Raw genomic sequence first — 16156 nt, forward strand, 5'->3', positions numbered from 1 at the left:
ACGGGGGCTAGAGCCCTTTTTCGACCATGTCCAACAGCCGCTGGCCAAACATCTCATAGTGCGGCCCCACCGGCGCGGCCAGCGGGCCATCGACCACCAGCATAGCCAGGCCGTGCACGGCGGACCAGGCCAGTACCTCGGCACCCGGCCGCTGGGCGGCGGGCATGGCGCCGGCCTGCATCAGCAGGTCTAGCGCATCACACAGCAGCTCGTACGGGCTGCGCCCGCCTGGGCCGGCGGTGGGCCATTCGGGTGTGGCCTGTATCAGCTTGTCGGACAGCGCAAACGCCGTGCGGAACAAACCCGTCTGCGCCTTGGCAAAGCGCAGGTAGCCAGTGCCCACCGCGCGCACGCTGGCGCGGGCATGGTCGGCCGGTGGCAGCTCGGCCGGCAGCGCGGCCAATTCATCTTCCATGGCCTTGGCCACCGCCGACAGCGCCGTGGCGCGCACCGCCAGTAGCAGCGCCTGCTGGCTGGCGAAATGGCGGTATGCCGCGTTGGGTGCCACACCCACGCGGCGCGTGGCCTCGCGCAGCGTTACTGCCCCCGGCCCACCCTCGCGCGCCAGCGCAATGCCAGCCTCAAGCAAGGCACGGCGCAGGTCGCCATGGCGGTAGGTTTCGCGAGCAGGTGGTGGGTTATGGGGTGGAAGCATGGTTGGCAATGTGGACACTGTCCATTATCTATGCTATCTTTTGTGTACGCTGTACACAAAAGCCCACGACAAGCGGCTTAGACCCACGGATTTATCACCCAGGAGACACACCCAACCATGCCCAACACCAGCAAACCCAACACCGTAGAACTGCACCGCGTCTTGCGCGCGCCGCCCGAGCGCATCTATCGCGCCTTTCTGGACGCCAGCGCCATGGCCAAGTGGCTGCCGCCCTATGGCTTTACCTGCACCGTGCACCACCTGGAGGCCAAGGTGGGCGGCACCTTCAAGATGTCGTTCACCAACTTTGGTGCCAACAGCAGCAGCGGCTTTGGCGGCGAATACACCGAGCTGGTGCCCAACACCAAGATCGTCTACACCGACGTCTTTGACGACCCCAACCTGCCCGGCACCATCACCAACACCATCACGCTGACCCCCGTGCTGTGCGGCACCGACATCCACATCGTGCAAGAGGGCCTGCCCGCGGTCATACCCGTGGAGATGTGCTACCTGGGCTGGCAAGAATCGCTGCTGCAACTTGCCACCCTGGTCGAACCCAACATTCCCGGTTAACCCCCCCCAACCACCACCCCCAGGAGAACCCACATGACACTAGAACCCTACTTGTTTTTCAACGGCCGCTGCGAAGAGGCCATGAACTTCTACAAGGAAGCCATTGGCGCAACCATCAGCTTCCAGATGCGCATGAACGAAGCGCCAGAGCCACCACCGCCCGGCGCTATTCCCCCAGGCTTTGAGAACAAAATCATGCACGCCAGCCTGCGTGTGGGCGAGATGAACCTGATGGTGACCGACGGCAACAGCAATATGCAACCCAGCTTCAAAGGCTTTGCGCTGTCGCTAGGCGTAGCGGACGCGGCCGAGGCCAAGCAAAAGTTCGACGCGCTGGCCCAAGGCGGCAAGGTAACCATGGCGCTGGACAAGACATTCTGGTCGCCCTGCTTTGGCATGCTGGAAGACAAGTTCGGCGTGGGCTGGATGGTCATCGTGCCCTCCCCGGACATGCCTGCGCCATGAGTGACGCCGCAGCTACAACAACCACCGCGTCAACCACCTACACAGGCAGCTGCCACTGCGGCCAGATCAAATTTGAAGTGGACGGCGAACTGACCAGCGCCACCGACTGCAACTGCTCCATCTGCCAACGCAAGGGCACGCTGATGTGGTTTGTGCCGCAGCACCAGCTGCGCCTGCTGACCCCACGCGATGCCATGCGATGCCATGCGCAGCTACACGTTTAACAAGCACGTCATCCAACACCACTTTTGCCCCACCTGCGGCATGCACCCCTTTGGCGAGGGCACCGACCCCAAGGGCAACGCGATGGCTGCGGTGAACATCCGCTGCCTGGAGGGGGTGGATGTGTATGCGATACCGGTGCACCACTTTGATGGGCGGGCGGTGTAGGTGCTACATTTTTTATAGCGTACTAGGTATATTTCACGAGGGCTAGCGGCCGATTTTCATTCAACGATTGGCTGAATCCGCCTCTGCCTCGGGCCACAGCTGAGGGCAGGAACCGCCGGGCATGCCAATATCTTTGCCAACTCACGCGTTTTCGTAAGTAGGTGATTTGGAAGGATTTACTGCCATTTGTGCCAGCATTCTTGCCAACCTTTGCGCCAAGCTTGATGCGGACGCCGAACACCAATAACTCCTCACTCTCATTCCACACGGGAGTCAACCGATTTACCTCCAATAAGCCAATTGTGGCGATTGGTTTGTTTGAAGACTTGGCGAGAAGTACTGTTTATTTATCAGGGGGATAATTACCGGACATTTTGTCCGGTATGATGACCTTTATGAATATACCGCCGACCACTTTGAATGACGCCGCCGCGCTGGAATATCTTGCTGCAGCCCGCCAACATCACTCGCAAACCGTCATTGCAAAACACCTCGGCGTAAGTGAACGCCAAGTCCGGCGTTGGGAAGTTGGGGAATCACACCCGCCCCAATATGTCGGCATGGCATTGCAGCGACTGCTGCCGTTTCAGCCAGCGAGTAACCCTAAAGCCGACTTCAAATTCATCGATTTATTCGCCGGAATTGGCGGCATCCGGTTGGCGTTTGAGGCCATTGGCGGCGAATGCGTATTTACCAGCGAATGGGACAGCTACGCACAACGCACCTATATGGCCAATTTTGGCGGTCAGGAGCCAATTAATGGCGACATCACCAAGATAGACGCTGACGACATTCCCGACCACGACGTTTTGTTGGGTGGTTTTCCCTGCCAGCCATTCTCCATTGCTGGCGTGTCCAAGAAAAATGCTTTAGGCCGGGCGCACGGGTTTGCGGACGAAACGCAGGGCACGCTGTTTTTTGATGTTGCGCGCATCATCGCCGCCAAACGACCAAAAGCATTCATGTTGGAGAACGTTAAAAACCTTCAGTCGCACGACAAGGGGCGTACCTTTGCCGTGATTATTCGCACGCTACGCGAAGAGTTGGGCTATCAGGTTTTTCACAAGGTCATCGACGGTGCCCATTTTGTTCCGCAGCATCGCGAGCGCATCCTTATTGTCGGGTTTCGTGATCCTGTCGATTTTGATTGGGACATGGTTGATTTGCCACCCAAAGGCAATCACAAACTGGGCGAAATCATTCACAAAAAAGCCGGAGAACCAGCATTGGATTCAGACGGCGCCAACTACTACGACCACACCAAGCGCAAAGCACTGGACAAGTACACATTGACTGATAACCTTTGGCAGTACCTGCAAAACTACAAAAAGAAACACCAAGAAGCTGGTAACGGTTTTGGTTTCGGATTGGTCACGCCAGAAAGCGTGACACGGACACTGTCAGCGCGCTACTACAAAGACGGCTCTGAAATTCTCTTCAGCCAAGGCCCCAAAAAGAATCCACGCCGATTGACTCCCCGGGAATGCGCCCGGTTGATGGGGTTTCCTGATACGTTCAGGATTCCGGTGTCGGATACGCAGGCCTATCGCCTTTTTTCCGAAGCAGCAGTGGTTCCGATGGTGCAAGCGGTCGGTAAACTGATTGCCTCAATCATTTCACCCAAGGAGTCGGCTGATGCGGCTGATGCCGTCATCGTGCCGAGCAACATCATGGCAACCGGACTTTGGACCAAAGAGCAAATTAAGCTGGCGTTCCATTTGTATTGCCAAATTCCCTACGGGCGAATTTATGGCCGCAACCCAGAGATCATGGCACTGGCAAAAGTAATTGGTCGCACTTCAGATGCAGTGGCAATGAAGATGTTGAATATCGCTAGCCTCGACCCGGCCATCACCAGTACAGGGCGTTCCGGGCTAGGGAATGCTTCGGCGCTAGATCGTACGGTTTGGGATGAGTTTCATGCTGACTGGGAACGATTGGCGGTCGAATGCCAGTTGTTGCGTCAGCAACTGGATGACAGCGTAATTCCAGATTTAGATACTGCTGACGATCCGATTTCGCTAGAAGACTTCACAGGCGAAACACGACAAGTACTCACAACCCAGCGCGTCAAGCAGCAGTTTTTTCGTCGTGCCGTACTCAGTAGCTATCGTGGACGTTGCTGCATGTCGGGCCTTACAGACTCGCGCTTGTTGATAGCCAGCCATATCGTGCCCTGGAGTAACGATAAGGCCAATCGACTAAACCCGAGCAATGGACTTTGCTTATCGGCCATTCATGACCGGGCGTTTGATAAGGGACTGATTTCGCTGGCCGATGATTTCACAATCATCGTTTCCGAAGATCTGAAACGGCGAGATGACGTGTTTGTGAAGGAAGTTCTCCTCCCGCTAAATGGGCGAGGAATAGAGGCCCCAGAACGGTTCGCGCCGCAAATTGAATTTGTGGCTTGGCACAGATCAACGATCTTCACGGATAACAAAAAAATTGCAACGACTTGAGGATGACATCTGCTTGATCAGGGCACAGGAAATTTCAGAAATGACACCGCACGCATTCACTATATTTGAGTATTTGTATCGAGATGCCTCCAACTACAAAGTTTGGGGAACTCTATTACTGGATGGCGTCGCCAACGAAACCGATCGCCAAGTTCTAGCGTCAAAATTTGAATCGGGTGAATTTTTTATTGCAGAACAATTGGGCATACCAACGCTTTACGCGGACCTTTGGGAGTTCAGTAACGGTCCAACGGAAGATGATCACGTCTGGCATTCGTTTTACGCCTTGCGGGACGTCACACCAGACGATACAAGCACCGAGGTTTTTGGCTCGGTGGCGGACTTGATAGCAAAAATTAAGTCCATTAGAGAATGGAATTTAGAACTGTCGCCACATTGGAACATCTAAGAATTTCACGATTTACCGCTCACATGAGCTGCGTTTTCGGGATGGCGTAGCGCCAACGACGGAACAAATCGTTCAGCGGGTCGTCCGCAACTTCATTCCGCTGTACCAAGTGATGCTCAATGCGTCGCAGCAGCGAAAAACCCGCGTCGGCACCGGCTTTGAAGCCCACATTCGCACGATGCTTGAAGCCGGACAAATCCCTCATGCCGAACAAGCGGTGGTTAGCACGCGCAGACCAGATTTTATATTGCCCAACAAGCCGCTTTATGTCAGCAAGTCAGCTGATGCACTGGTGCTGGCCGCTAAAACCACTTTGCGTGAACGCTGGAAGCAAGTCCCAATGGAGCAGCGCAACTGCACCGTTTTTTTGGCGACAATGGATGAGAAAGTCACCCGGTCTGCTGTCAGAGATATGGCAAATCTCCAGATCACGCTTGTTGTCCCTGAGTCCTTCAAAACTTTTGGGACTGTCGTCGAGTATGCCAAAGAGCCGAACGTTTGACGTTCAAGCAATTCTTCAGAGAGGAGATTGCGACTCGCCGCAAACCACGTTGGATTGAGTTGGGTGCGTGGTGACCCACTTCGCATGGATAAAAGGGGCCAAGCTCGAATCCTTCTGCCCAGTTTTGCCACGCGCTTGCGTAGTTGCACTGCTTTTAATACCTATCCGCGCACATCCAAGGGATCTCCGGGCTAATTTAATTCGCAAAATTAGCGTTTTCACGTCTCTCGCTCTGGCCGTGAACTTCCACGCGCCAGCATCTCCGCCATCCGCTTCTGCCGCGTTTCGGGCCGCTTCGCGCTGTGCAGCCGGTGGTAGATCGCGAACTGGCTCGCGCGTTTGAGCGTGGCGTAGAAAGCGTGGGCGGCGGGGTCTTTTTGCAGCGCCGCCAAAAAGTCTTCGGGCATCACCATGGTGGCGCTGCAAGCGTAGGCGGTGGCCCAGCGGCCATCGCTGCGCGCGGCCTCTACCTGCGCTAGGCCGGCGGCTTGCATAAGCCCTTGCGCTATCAGCCGCTCGGCATGCTGCACGTTTTTCTGCGACCAGTTGGAGCGCGCGCGGCGTGGCGTCAGGCGTTGCAGAAACGAGGTGTCGGAGCAGCGCCGCCATACGCTCCCGGTTGGGTGATCCCGCTCACGTCGGCAAGTGCGTTTCTCGGTCAGCTGAAGGCACTATTGTTTTGATAGCGAGTCGCCCTTATTAGACGAGGGCTACCGGCTCATTTCGCACATAGCCCATAGGCTGTACTGCGCCCCCCGCCCTCCAGCCGACGCAGCACGCCGCGCGCCAGCAGATCGTTGATGTCGCGCAGTGCTGTGTCGGCAGAGCACTTGCCCAGGGCGGCCCACTTGGCGTTGGTGAGCTTGCCTTCAAAGCCGTCCAGCACGCGGTTCAGCACTTGGGTCTGCCGCGCGTTCATGGGCGTGCCGGCCCAGCGTTGCCAGAACTGGGCCTTGTCCAGCACGCCCGCCAATGTGGCGTCTGCACCTTGCACGGCGCGCAGCAGGCAGCCCAAGAACCAGTTGAGCCAGGGCGTCACGTCGATCGACCCTTTTTGGGTGGCCTCCAATTGGTCGTAATAGTCTTTGCGTTCGCGCTGTATCTGAGCGCTGAAGCTGTAGAAGCGTTGGCTGGTGGCCTCTGCGCGGGCCAGCGCCATGTCGCCCACGGCGCGGCTGATACGGCCATTGCCGTCGTCAAACGGGTGCAGGGTGACCAGCCACAGGTGGGCCAGCCCCGCTTTGATGAGGGCGTCGCCTATGGGTGCGGCCTCAAACCACTCCAAGAACGCGGCGGTTTGCACAGATAGGGTACTGGCGGGCGGCGCGGTGAAGTGAACCCTCTCTCGCCCCACAGCGCCGGACACCACTTCCATGGGGCCACTGGCGTCCAGGCGCCATGCGGCCACGGTGATGCGCGCCCGCCCACTGTAGCCGGTGGGGGACAGGGCTGCGTGCCAGCCAAACAGGCGCTCTGCGGTCAAGGGCTGGTCAAAGCTGCGGGTAGCGTCCAACACGACGTCCACCACGCCGTCCACATGCCGGTCGCTGGGGGCCAGCGCGCCAATGTCCAGCCCCAACCTGCGGGCGATGGACGAGCGCACGGCGTCGAGGCTGAGGCGTTCGCCTTCGATCTCGCTGGTTTTTATGACTTCTTGGGTGAGTACCTGCAAGGTGGCTTGCACGCGCTGCGCCAAGCCCAGCTCTGCCATGCGGCCCATCAGCTGGCCCTGTGCCCGGTGCACTTGGGCCAAGGGTGCAGCCAAGGCGGCGGCGTCATAAATGAGGTGAGGCCATTCAGGCAGTTGCCAGATATAACGAGGGGCGTGGGTGGGGCGGCGGGTGCGCATGCGGTGATTATGACCCATATTCACCGCGTTTTATGCGGTGAATAACGCCGCATTCGGCTTACGGTATGGCGCCCCTCGCGCTAGCCGCAAGTTTCAAGGGCTCTCACCACGCGCCAGCTTCGCCAGCATCTCCGCCATCCGCTTCTGCCGCGTCTCTGGCCTCTTGGCGCTGTGCAGCCGGTGGTAGATGGTGAACTGGCCCGCGCGTTTGAGCGTGGCGTAGAAGGCGTAGGCAGCGGGGTCTTGTTGCAGTGCCGCCAAAAAGTCTTCGGACATCACCATGGTGGCGCTGCCGGCGTAGGCGGTGGCCCAGCGCCCATCGCTGCGGGCGGCCTGTACCTGCGCCAGGCCGGCGGCTTGCATGTGCCCTTGCGCTATCAGCCGCTCGGCATGCTGCACGTTTTTCTGCGACCAGTTGGAGCGTGCGCGGCGCGGCGTCAGGCGTTGCAGAAACGAGGTGTCGTCCAGGGCGTTGCGCACCCCGTCTATCCAGCCCCATGCAAGAGCGGCCACCACGCAGTCGTCCCAGGTGACGCTCGGCTGGCCGGTGGCCTTTTTGAAGATGCGCACCCACAGCTCAGTCTCGCTGGCGTGGTGGGCCCGCAGCCACGCGTGGAGCTGCTCCGGGATTTCAAAGGTGTGGTGTGCTGATTTGCTCATGAATTGATAGCTGCTCGCGCTTATTTGACGAGGGCTACTGCCCGCCTTTATTATCAATGCCCGCCCATTCGGCGAGTTTCGCCTGCAGCTCTTCTTTGCTGGGCAAATAGAGTTGGTATTCCCGCGCATGGATGTTCGCGTCTTTGGGTAATGATTGTCCATACGCTGTCTGGACAATTGGCTGCGGTATCCCACTCTCGAATAAGCCAGACGCTGTCTGACCAATTCTTTGGGCGTGCGGTGCATAAAACTGGCGCATGAGTTTGAGGTTGGTTACTGAAAAGCAGCTGCCAATTTCGGCAGCCCGGCGTTCAGCCAAGCGCTTGGGCATTTGCATGCCGTATTCCGCCCGGCCCTCGCCTTGTTGTTCAAACTCAACGATGTGCCGATCAATCTCAAAATTGGTGTGCACTTGCACTACTTGCCCATATTTCATGCGGGCTACATCTGCTTTTACTTACAAGCCCTATTTGACAGGGATAGGCTGCTCAGCCGGCACAGCCACCGCCGTCACGCTGTTCTTGGGGCTGCCGTCGATGATCTTGTCGGAGTACACCAGGTAGACCAGGGTGTTGCGCTTCACATCCACCATGCGCACCACCCGCACGTGCTTGAACAAAAAGGATGAGCGGGCGTTGAACACCTCGTCTTGCTTGTCGATCTTCTCTTTGAAGTGGATGGGGCCTACCTGGCGGCAGGCCACGGCGGCGTCTGCCGTGTCTTCTGCAATGCCCAGCGCACCAGCGTAGCCGCCGGTCTTGGCGTGCGACAGGTAGCAGGCCACGCCGTCTACCGCCGAGTCGTCAAACACGTCGACCACCACCTTGTCGTTGGGGCTAAGCAGTTTAAAGGTGGTGCTGACGCTGCCAATGGTCTCGGCGCTGGCGGCCAGCGCAAGGCTGCTGAGCAGCAGCGAGGCAAGTAGTGTTTTCATTGCAAAATCTCTTGGTTTAAAAAGGGGGCTGTTGCTTCATTGTGTGTCCATGCACACACAGGCCAACAGCGTACCGTGCCGGTATTACAAACCTTAGGAAAACTTGCCATGCAACTGGGCTACACCATCCTCTACGTGCCAGACGTGCCCGCCACGCTCAAATTCTATGAAGCCGCGTTCGGGCTCACCACGCGCTTTCTGCATGAAAGCGGCGACTACGGCGAGCTGGAAACTGGCAGCACGGCGCTGGCGTTTTCAGCGCACCGGCTCATGCAGCAACTTGGCAAGAACCCGCAGGCGGCCAGCCCCACAGCACCCTGCTTTGAGATTGCGCTGTGTACGCCAGATGTGGCCGCCGCGCTGGCACGCGCCATTGCCGCCGGGGCCTCGCTCATGCGCCCGCTAGAGGTGATGCCCTGGGGCCAGACGATTGCCTACGTGGCCGACATCAACGGCTTTCTGGTGGAACTGTGCACGCCCATGGGGTAATGGTACGAAGCCTTGATCACCGACCCCTACTTCTACGCCGTAACCATCCCCGCAGTCCTTTTGCTGGGCATCAGCAAAAGCGGCTTCGGCGCAGGCTTCGGCTCATTGGCAGTGCCCATGATGGCGCTGGCCGTAACCGTGCCGCAGGCGGCTGCCATCCTGATGCCGGTGTTGCTGTTGATGGACATTCTGGGCATAGCCGCTTTTCGCAAAGACTTTGACCGCGCGCTGTTGCGCTTCATTCTTCCCTTCGGGGTGCTGGGCATCATCGTGGGGGCGCTGCTGTTCAAGCTGTTGAACGCGCAGACTGTGGCGGCCATCGTGGGTATCTTCACCTTGCTGTTCCTGGCCCAGCGTGTGGCGTTTCCGCCCAAGCCTGATAGCCCCTTGCCGCCCAAGTGGCTGGGCGCGGTGCTGACCACGCTGTCGGGCTTCACCAGCTTTGTGGCGCATGCGGGCGGCCCGCCCATCAACGCGTATGTGATCCCGCTCAAGCTGTCGCCCATCAAGTTCACCGCCACGATGGCGTTTTTCTTCTTTGTGGTGAATCTGTGCAAATGGATTCCCTACGCCTGGCTGGGCCTGCTGGACACGCGCAACATGACCACATCACTGGTGCTACTGCCGCTGGCGCCCATTGGCGTGTGGATTGGCGTGCACTGGGCGCGGCGCATCAGCCAGGTGGTGTTTTACCGCTTCTTGTATGGGGGCATGCTGTTGACCGGGCTGAAGCTGGTGTGGGATGGCTTGCTGGCCTAGAGTAGGGCCAGGTTTAGGTTCAAGCGTAGGTAACGGCACCCGTGGCGGCCACGGTGATGGTTTTGCCGGTAGCAGCCTTGTACGTCTTTGACCTGACGGTGTCCACAAACACGTATTCACCCTGGACAACCGCGGCTGTGGCTGTCATCAACAGGTAGCCGCGCTTGGTGGTTTCTGCGTAGTTGAGGTCATTCATAAGCCCCATGCCTTTGCCGTGCCCTCCCGGGGCGACCACCGTGCCGTCCAGCGAACTGGCCAGCGCGCCCATCCCTACTTCCTCCCACCCGGGCGATGTCACTGACGCACCGGCAAACTCAACACCCACCTTCTCCCCCGCGTTCGTCGTGAGATTGGCAAACCAGGCATTGTGCGAGTCACCCGACAGCGCCACCAGCTTTTTGCCCTGCGCCTTGAAGGCTTGCAGGATGGTTTCGCGCTGGGTGGAATAGCCGTCCCACGCGTCCAGGTTGTAGGGCAGGCGCGGGTTGGTGGTGGCACTGACCAAGGCCGCCTGCGTTGACGTACGGGCTGGAGCCAGCACTGACTTGGCCGTCAGGTAGTCGGACACGGATTTGTGCATGGCCTGTTGGTTGGCCGCCGTGGGGCTTGCCATGGTGGCGTTGGCGGCTGCTATCACTTTGGCAGGAAACAACATGCGCGCCATGATGTCCTGGTTGCCCAGCATTTGCCAGGTGGCGGTCGACGCTGCCATGCCACTGGTGAGCCAGTCTTGCTGGGTGGCGCTCATCATGCGGTGGCTGGCGTCCGCCCCGCTGGCGAGGGCGCTGGCCTGGCGGGCCAGCCCGCCATCGGCATCACCCTGGTTGTCGTACTGCTGGTCGCGCCCCTCGATGCGGGTGTCCAGCATATGCAGCGTGAAGATGTTGCCAAAGTCGAAACGGCGGTAGATCTTCAGCAGGTTGCTGGCATCGGGGGTGCGGATGGGCATCCACTCGTGGTACACGCGGGCGGCGATGGCCTTGCGTGCGCTCCAGTTTCCGTGGGTGGCGTTGTTGTGGTTCCCCGCGCCGCCCGCCCATGCATTGTTGGCGAACTCATGGTCGTCCCACACGGTGATCCATGGCATGGCGGCGTGCAGGGCCTGCAGGTCGGGATCAGAGCGGTACAGGGCGTAGCGTGTGCGGTAGTCTTCCAGGCTGACGATGTCGTTCGTGGGTGCCATCACACGGGTCAACGCAGTTGCTTCCGCGTTGCCCAACTTGGCGGGGCCCGAGCCGTATTCGTAGATGTAATCGCCCAGATGGATGGCGTATTGCGCGTCCGATTTGGCGGCGGCGTCATACACGTTGAAGTAACCGGCTGAATACAGGGCACACGAGAAGACAGCAAATTTGACGCTGGCAGCGTTGCTGGCAGGCAGCGTGCGGGTGGTGCCCACTGGTGACGCATTGCGTCCAGCGTCCATGAAGCGGTAGTAGTAGGTATTGCCCGCGGAGAGGCCGGTGGCGTCGACCTTGTTGGTGAACGCGGTGTTGGCGGTTGAGGTCACGCTGCCAGAAGCCACGATGGTGTCAAACGTACGGCTGGCGCTGATCTGCCAGGTCAAGGGCACGCTTTCATTCGCGTTGGGGATCTTGGCGTGGGTCCAGAGGATGACGCGGTCGGCCAATGGGTCTCCGCTTGCCACGCCATACCGGTATTCAGCAGCGGGATGTTCCACAACCGCCGAACCGGAGCTAGCGCTGGCTCCCCCACTGGAGCCGCCCCCCCCGCACGCAACAAGCCCTGCTCCACTAGTGCTGATAGCGGCCACGGCGCCTGCCGATTGGATAAGAAATTTGCGGCGGCCTGCGTGCTCGTGCGACATGACGGTGGTGGCTTCCGGCTAGAAAGCCCGCGTAGAAAAGTTGAATGTAGCCGGACTATCTCTTAGTTGTTACTAAATGTTTGTAACTTTTGCGATGCTCCTATATGTGTAGCGCCAACGGCAGGTTTAATGAGGCTTATCGGCGTATTGACAAAACGTACGTCTGTTACACATTCGACAAATTTTGGGGCGACGGCGCACTCGGCCGTGGCCGTTGCGGCGGGTTGCTACCAGCTCGTCCACCAGGCCTAAGCCACCAGCTGTGGATAGTCTCGCACCATGCCTTCCACGCTCAAATGCATGTCGGCACTGGCGGCGAAATGGTTCATGAGCGCGTCCACCACCACACGCACGCGCGGCGCCAGGTAGCGCCGGTGCGGATAGTGCACCACCACCTCGCGCACACCGGGGTCGTGCAGGCCGGGCAGCACCAGTTGCAAGGCGCCGCTGCGCAGGTGCGGCAGCGCGTGGGTCAGGCCGCCCTGCACAATGCCTGCCCCCGCCAGTGCCAGATCGATCAGGGCCTCGGGGTCATTGACGGTGAGTTGGGCCTGCGGGGAGTGTTCCGCACGGCTTCCGTCTGGCAGCTTGAATGCCCACAGCGTAGGCGGCCCGCTGCTCAGGCGCACGCCGGCGCAACGGTGTTGGGCCAGTGATTCCACCGTGCGGGGCACGCCGGTCGTGCGCAGGTAGTCAGAGCTGGCCAGCAGCACCAGCGGCAGCGCGCACACGCGCCGCGCGATGAGGCTGGAGTCTTCAATCAGCCCGCCGCGGATGCCAATGTCATAACCCTGGGCCACCAGGTCCACCGGGCGGTTGTCCAGATCCACGTCGATGGTCAGGCCGGGGTAGGCCGCGCTGATGGCGGGCAGTGCCGGCAAGACCCAGCGCCGGCCAAACGCCATGCCCACCGAGATGCGCACCCTCCCCACCGGTGTGCTGGCGGCTTGCGACACCCCGGCCACGGCCTCGTCCAGCAGGCGCAGGGCCTGGCGCGCATCGTCCAGAAAGCCTTTGCCCTCTTGCGTGAGCGACAAGCGCCGGGTGCTGCGGTTCAACAGCCGCACGCCCAGCTGCTGCTCCAGTTTGGCCAGGCTTTTGCTGACCGCAGCGGCCGTCAGGTCCAGGCGGTCAGCCGCGGCGGTAATGCTGCCACTGGCGGCAATTTCGACAAACGCGAGCAGGCCTTGGAGATTTTTCATAGCGCAATTATCAACTTCTGCTCATCAATCAAATAACCATTGATGAATTTTTCTTTGTCCGTGGCAAATCTACAGTTCACCCATCGCAACACCACTCCTTGAAAGGGAACACACCATGAAAATCGGAATCATTGGCTCTGGCGACGTCGCCCAAGCATTGGGCGCAGGCTTTACAGCCAAGGGCCACCAGGTACTGCTGGGCACCTCCAACCCCGCCAAGCTATCGGATTGGAAATCCGCCAACAGCGCCGCGCAAGTAGGCAGCTTTGCCGACGCGGCAGCGTTTGGTGAACTGGTTGTGCTGGCGGTCAAAGGCCACGCGGCAGTGGCAGCCATCAAAGCGGCTGGCGCGCAGGCGCTGGCAGGCAAGGTGGTCATCGACGCCACCAACCCGATTGCTGATGCGCCACCGGTCAACGGCGTGCTGCAGTTTTTCACCGGCCCCAATGAGTCGCTGCTGGAGACACTGCAAGCCGAGTTTGCGGCCGTGCACTTCGTCAAGGCGTTCAACTCGGTGGGCAGCGGCTTCATGATCGACCCGCAGTTTGAAGGCGGCGCACCGACGATGTTCATTGCCGGCAACGACGCCACCGCCAAGGCCACGGTTAGTAAGTTGCTGAACAGCGTGGGCTGGGACAGCGCCGACATGGGCGCCGCCACCGCCGCCCGAGCGATTGAGCCGCTGTGCATGCTGTGGTGCATACCCGGCCTGCTGCGCAATGAGTGGGCGCATGCGTTCAAACTGGTGAAGCCGGTAGCGGCGCGGTAGGCGCTACCCAAGCCACTTCACGGCGCTGTAATGGGCGTGGGCTAGCATGTTGGGCATGAAACACCAACACGCAACCCACGCCTCTATGTTGTCTGCCCTGCTGCTGGCTTGCAGCTTCTCTGCCATCGCGCAAGACAGTACCAACAAGATCACCAACATCCAGCTGGGGCCACGCCCCTACTTTTTGGTGAACGACATGGTAGACAGCCCGCTCAAGACCAAGCTGCAGAGCTGCGGCAACGGGCCGTTCAAGAAGACGGCCTTCTCCATCGGCCACCGCGGCGCGGCGATGATGTTCCCCGAGCACACCAAAGAGTCGTACGAAGCAGCGGCGCGCATGGGCGCGGGCATTGTGGAGTGCGACGTGACCTTCACCAAAGACAAAGAGCTGGTCTGCCGCCACGCGCAAAACGACCTGCACACCACGACCAATATTCTGGTGACACCGCTGGCCGCCAAGTGCACCAAGCCCTTCACGCCGTATGACGCGGCCACCAACACGCCCGCATCGGCCGAATGCCGCACCAGCGACATCACGCTGGCCGAGTTCAAGACCTTGCGCGGCAAGATGGACGCGTCCAACCCCAAGGCCACCACGGCGCAAGAGTTCTTGGGCGGCACCGCCAACTGGCGCACCGACCTGTATGCCGGCCCCACCAGCGGCACGCTGATGACGCACCAGGAGAGCATTGCGCTGTTCACTCGGCTCGGCGTCAATATGACCCCCGAGCTGAAGGCCCCTGTGGTGACCATGCCGTTTGACGGCTTCAGCCAAGAGGCCTATGCGCAGAAGATGATCGATGCCTACAAAGACGCCAAGGTGCCGGCCAGCCACGTGTTTGCCCAATCCTTCAGCAAGGCCGACATCCTGTACTGGATCAAGGCCGAGCCCGCGTTTGGCAAGCAGGCGGTGTTTCTGGATGAACCCGCAAAGATCACCGACCTGCCCAGCCTGGAGAAGCTGCACAGCTACAAGAAAGACGGCATCCAGATCGTGGCGCCACCCATCTTTGCGCTGCTGGATGTGAACAAGGACGGCAAGCTGGTTGCATCCACCTACGCCAAAAACGCCAAGGCCGCCGGCCTGAACATCATCACCTGGAGCCTGGAGCGATCCGGCGTGATGGCCAGCGGGCACGGCGGCTGGTACTACCAGACCGTCAACTCGGCCATGAACCGCGAAGGCGACATCCTGCAAGCGCTGGACGTGCTGGCCAAGGACGTGGGCATTATGGGTATCTTCTCGGATTGGCCGGCCACGGTGACGTATTACGCGAATTGCATGGGTTTGGAATAGGCTGAACAGCGACGCGGGACAATGCGCACAGCATGCCCCACGAAATAGCTACATCGCCCCACGCCGTCTCTCGCCTGCGCACCGCCCGCCTGGCCCGCAGCTCCAAGCCCTTCCGCGCCCGCGGCGGCTCTGACCAGCCGCGCTGTGCGGGTTGCCGCATGGTGACGAGCCACTGCCTGTGCGCGGTACGTCCGGTGGTGGCGACACGGGCTGGCGTGTGCCTGATCATGGCCGACATTGAGGCGCTCAAACCCAGCAACACGGGCTGGCTGATTGCCGATGTGATTGCCGACACCTTCGCCTTTGGCTGGGCGCGCACCGAGGTAGACCCCGCGCTGCTAGCCCTGCTGGCCGATCCGCAGTGGCAGCCCTATGTGGTGTTCCCGGGGGAGTTTGTTGCAGCCGAGCGGGTCGTCACGCAGTTGAAAGAACACAACAACGAATCAGGGCAATTCCCCGCCGGGCCGCCCCAAGGGGAATTAGCCCCCAGTGGGGGCAGCGACCCGCGTAGCGGCGGAGCGTGGGGGCGTCCATTGTTCGTCTTGCTGGACGCCACGTGGCCAGAAGCGCGCAAGATGTTCCGCAAGAGCCCATATCTGGACAAACTGCCAGTGCTGAGCTTGGCCCCAGACCAGATCTCGCGCTACAAGCTGCGCCGCTCCCGCCGTGATGACCACTTCTGCACCAGCGAGGTGGCGGCACTGTGCCTGGACCTGGCGGGCGAGCCCCATGCCGCTGAGACGTTAGAGGCCTACCTGGATGTGTTCACGCACCACTACCTGCGGGCCAAGAGCCAATTGCCGGCAGAGTGGGACGGCGACGCGCACGTGCGGCTGCGCAGTCTGGCCAATCAGGTCCCCTAGAACCCGCTATTTTTTTAGTAGCTGCTTACGCCGTCTGCACGAGGGCT

At 60.1% G+C, this 16156-nt stretch carries 18 protein-coding genes and 2 pseudogenes; 12 read left to right on the top strand and 8 right to left on the bottom strand.

Annotated features, from left to right (window positions below):
- Nucleotides 1-7 precede the first annotated feature (7 nt).
- Nucleotides 8-655: a TetR/AcrR family transcriptional regulator gene (locus tag AC097P_RS19680; protein WP_479612136.1), complete on the bottom strand. Its 648-nt coding sequence runs from the start codon at nt 653-655 to the stop codon at nt 8-10.
- Nucleotides 656-772: 117 nt separating this feature from the next.
- Between AC097P_RS19680 and AC097P_RS19685 the strand changes: the two genes are divergently transcribed.
- The 7 genes and pseudogenes from AC097P_RS19685 (at nt 773) to AC097P_RS19715 (ending at nt 5459) form a co-directional block, all read left to right on the top strand.
- Nucleotides 773-1231 carry an SRPBCC family protein gene (locus tag AC097P_RS19685; RefSeq protein WP_479612137.1) on the top strand — a complete coding sequence of 153 codons (459 nt, stop codon included), beginning with the start codon at nt 773-775 and terminating at the stop codon, nt 1229-1231.
- 33 nt (nt 1232-1264) lie between these two features.
- On the top strand, nt 1265-1696 hold the full coding sequence (locus tag AC097P_RS19690) for a VOC family protein (RefSeq protein WP_479612138.1): 432 nt from the start codon (nt 1265-1267) through the stop codon (nt 1694-1696).
- Nucleotides 1693-2086 (top strand): annotated as a pseudogene (locus AC097P_RS19695) (GFA family protein). Before AC097P_RS19690 ends, AC097P_RS19695 begins: the two are co-directional and overlap by 4 nt.
- 416 nt (nt 2087-2502) lie before the next feature.
- Nucleotides 2503-3690, top strand: a pseudogene (gene dcm / locus AC097P_RS19700) (DNA (cytosine-5-)-methyltransferase); the annotation flags it as partial.
- A 522-nt stretch (nt 3691-4212) separates the two neighbouring features.
- Nucleotides 4213-4548, top strand: a complete 336-nt coding sequence (locus AC097P_RS19705; RefSeq protein ID WP_479612323.1) for an HNH endonuclease — start codon at nt 4213-4215, stop codon at nt 4546-4548.
- Nucleotides 4549-4588: 40 nt separating this feature from the next.
- A complete protein-coding gene (locus tag AC097P_RS19710; protein ID WP_479612139.1) occupies nt 4589-4957 on the top strand; it encodes a hypothetical protein in 369 nt (122 codons plus the stop codon).
- Between the two features lie 67 nt (nt 4958-5024).
- Nucleotides 5025-5459, top strand: coding sequence for a type II restriction endonuclease (locus tag AC097P_RS19715; protein WP_479612324.1), 435 nt, complete (start codon nt 5025-5027; stop codon nt 5457-5459).
- 218 nt (nt 5460-5677) lie between these two features.
- On the opposite strand, the gene AC097P_RS19720 is transcribed toward AC097P_RS19715, so the two are convergent.
- The 5 genes from AC097P_RS19720 to AC097P_RS19740 form a co-directional block, all read right to left on the bottom strand.
- Nucleotides 5678-5953, bottom strand: a complete 276-nt coding sequence (locus AC097P_RS19720) for a YdeI/OmpD-associated family protein (RefSeq protein WP_479612140.1) — start codon at nt 5951-5953, stop codon at nt 5678-5680.
- A 224-nt stretch (nt 5954-6177) separates the two neighbouring features.
- Nucleotides 6178-7308, bottom strand: coding sequence for a Fic family protein (locus AC097P_RS19725; protein ID WP_479612141.1), 1131 nt, complete (start codon nt 7306-7308; stop codon nt 6178-6180).
- A gap of 93 nt (nt 7309-7401) precedes the next feature.
- Nucleotides 7402-7968 carry a YdeI/OmpD-associated family protein gene (locus AC097P_RS19730; RefSeq protein WP_479612142.1) on the bottom strand — a complete coding sequence of 189 codons (567 nt, stop codon included), beginning with the start codon at nt 7966-7968 and terminating at the stop codon, nt 7402-7404.
- A gap of 34 nt (nt 7969-8002) precedes the next feature.
- Nucleotides 8003-8380 carry a DUF1016 N-terminal domain-containing protein gene (locus AC097P_RS19735; protein WP_479612143.1) on the bottom strand — a complete coding sequence of 126 codons (378 nt, stop codon included), beginning with the start codon at nt 8378-8380 and terminating at the stop codon, nt 8003-8005.
- Nucleotides 8381-8434: 54 nt separating this feature from the next.
- Entirely contained in the window at nt 8435-8902 is a 468-nt protein-coding gene (locus AC097P_RS19740) for a CreA family protein (RefSeq protein WP_479612144.1), read from the bottom strand.
- Between the two features lie 108 nt (nt 8903-9010).
- Here AC097P_RS19740 and AC097P_RS19745 point away from each other — a divergent pair, with 108 nt between their 5' ends.
- Nucleotides 9011-9391 carry a VOC family protein gene (locus tag AC097P_RS19745; RefSeq protein WP_479612145.1) on the top strand — a complete coding sequence of 127 codons (381 nt, stop codon included), beginning with the start codon at nt 9011-9013 and terminating at the stop codon, nt 9389-9391.
- Nucleotides 9392-9403: 12 nt separating this feature from the next.
- Nucleotides 9404-10150 (top strand): sulfite exporter TauE/SafE family protein, encoded by a 747-nt coding sequence (locus AC097P_RS19750; RefSeq protein ID WP_479612146.1) that lies wholly within the window; start codon nt 9404-9406, stop codon nt 10148-10150.
- A gap of 19 nt (nt 10151-10169) precedes the next feature.
- Here the strand turns inward: AC097P_RS19750 and AC097P_RS19755 are convergent, their stop codons facing one another.
- Nucleotides 10170-11831 carry an alkaline phosphatase D family protein gene (locus tag AC097P_RS19755; RefSeq protein WP_479612147.1) on the bottom strand — a complete coding sequence of 554 codons (1662 nt, stop codon included), beginning with the start codon at nt 11829-11831 and terminating at the stop codon, nt 10170-10172.
- Between the two features lie 395 nt (nt 11832-12226).
- Nucleotides 12227-13180 (bottom strand): LysR family transcriptional regulator, encoded by a 954-nt coding sequence (locus AC097P_RS19760; RefSeq protein WP_479612148.1) that lies wholly within the window; start codon nt 13178-13180, stop codon nt 12227-12229.
- Between the two features lie 115 nt (nt 13181-13295).
- Between AC097P_RS19760 and AC097P_RS19765 the strand changes: the two genes are divergently transcribed.
- From AC097P_RS19765 to AC097P_RS19775, 3 genes are read left to right on the top strand one after another with little or no spacing between them, the layout of a single operon-like run.
- Nucleotides 13296-13949: an NADPH-dependent F420 reductase gene (locus AC097P_RS19765; protein ID WP_479612149.1), complete on the top strand. Its 654-nt coding sequence runs from the start codon at nt 13296-13298 to the stop codon at nt 13947-13949.
- A 55-nt stretch (nt 13950-14004) separates the two neighbouring features.
- Nucleotides 14005-15246 (top strand): glycerophosphodiester phosphodiesterase family protein, encoded by a 1242-nt coding sequence (locus tag AC097P_RS19770; RefSeq protein ID WP_479612150.1) that lies wholly within the window; start codon nt 14005-14007, stop codon nt 15244-15246.
- 32 nt (nt 15247-15278) lie between these two features.
- A complete protein-coding gene (locus AC097P_RS19775) occupies nt 15279-16109 on the top strand; it encodes a tRNA-uridine aminocarboxypropyltransferase (RefSeq protein WP_479612151.1) in 831 nt (276 codons plus the stop codon).
- Nucleotides 16110-16156: the final 47 nt, after the last annotated feature.

It is taken from the genome of Rhodoferax sp. ZS1R8 (assembly GCF_056521325.1).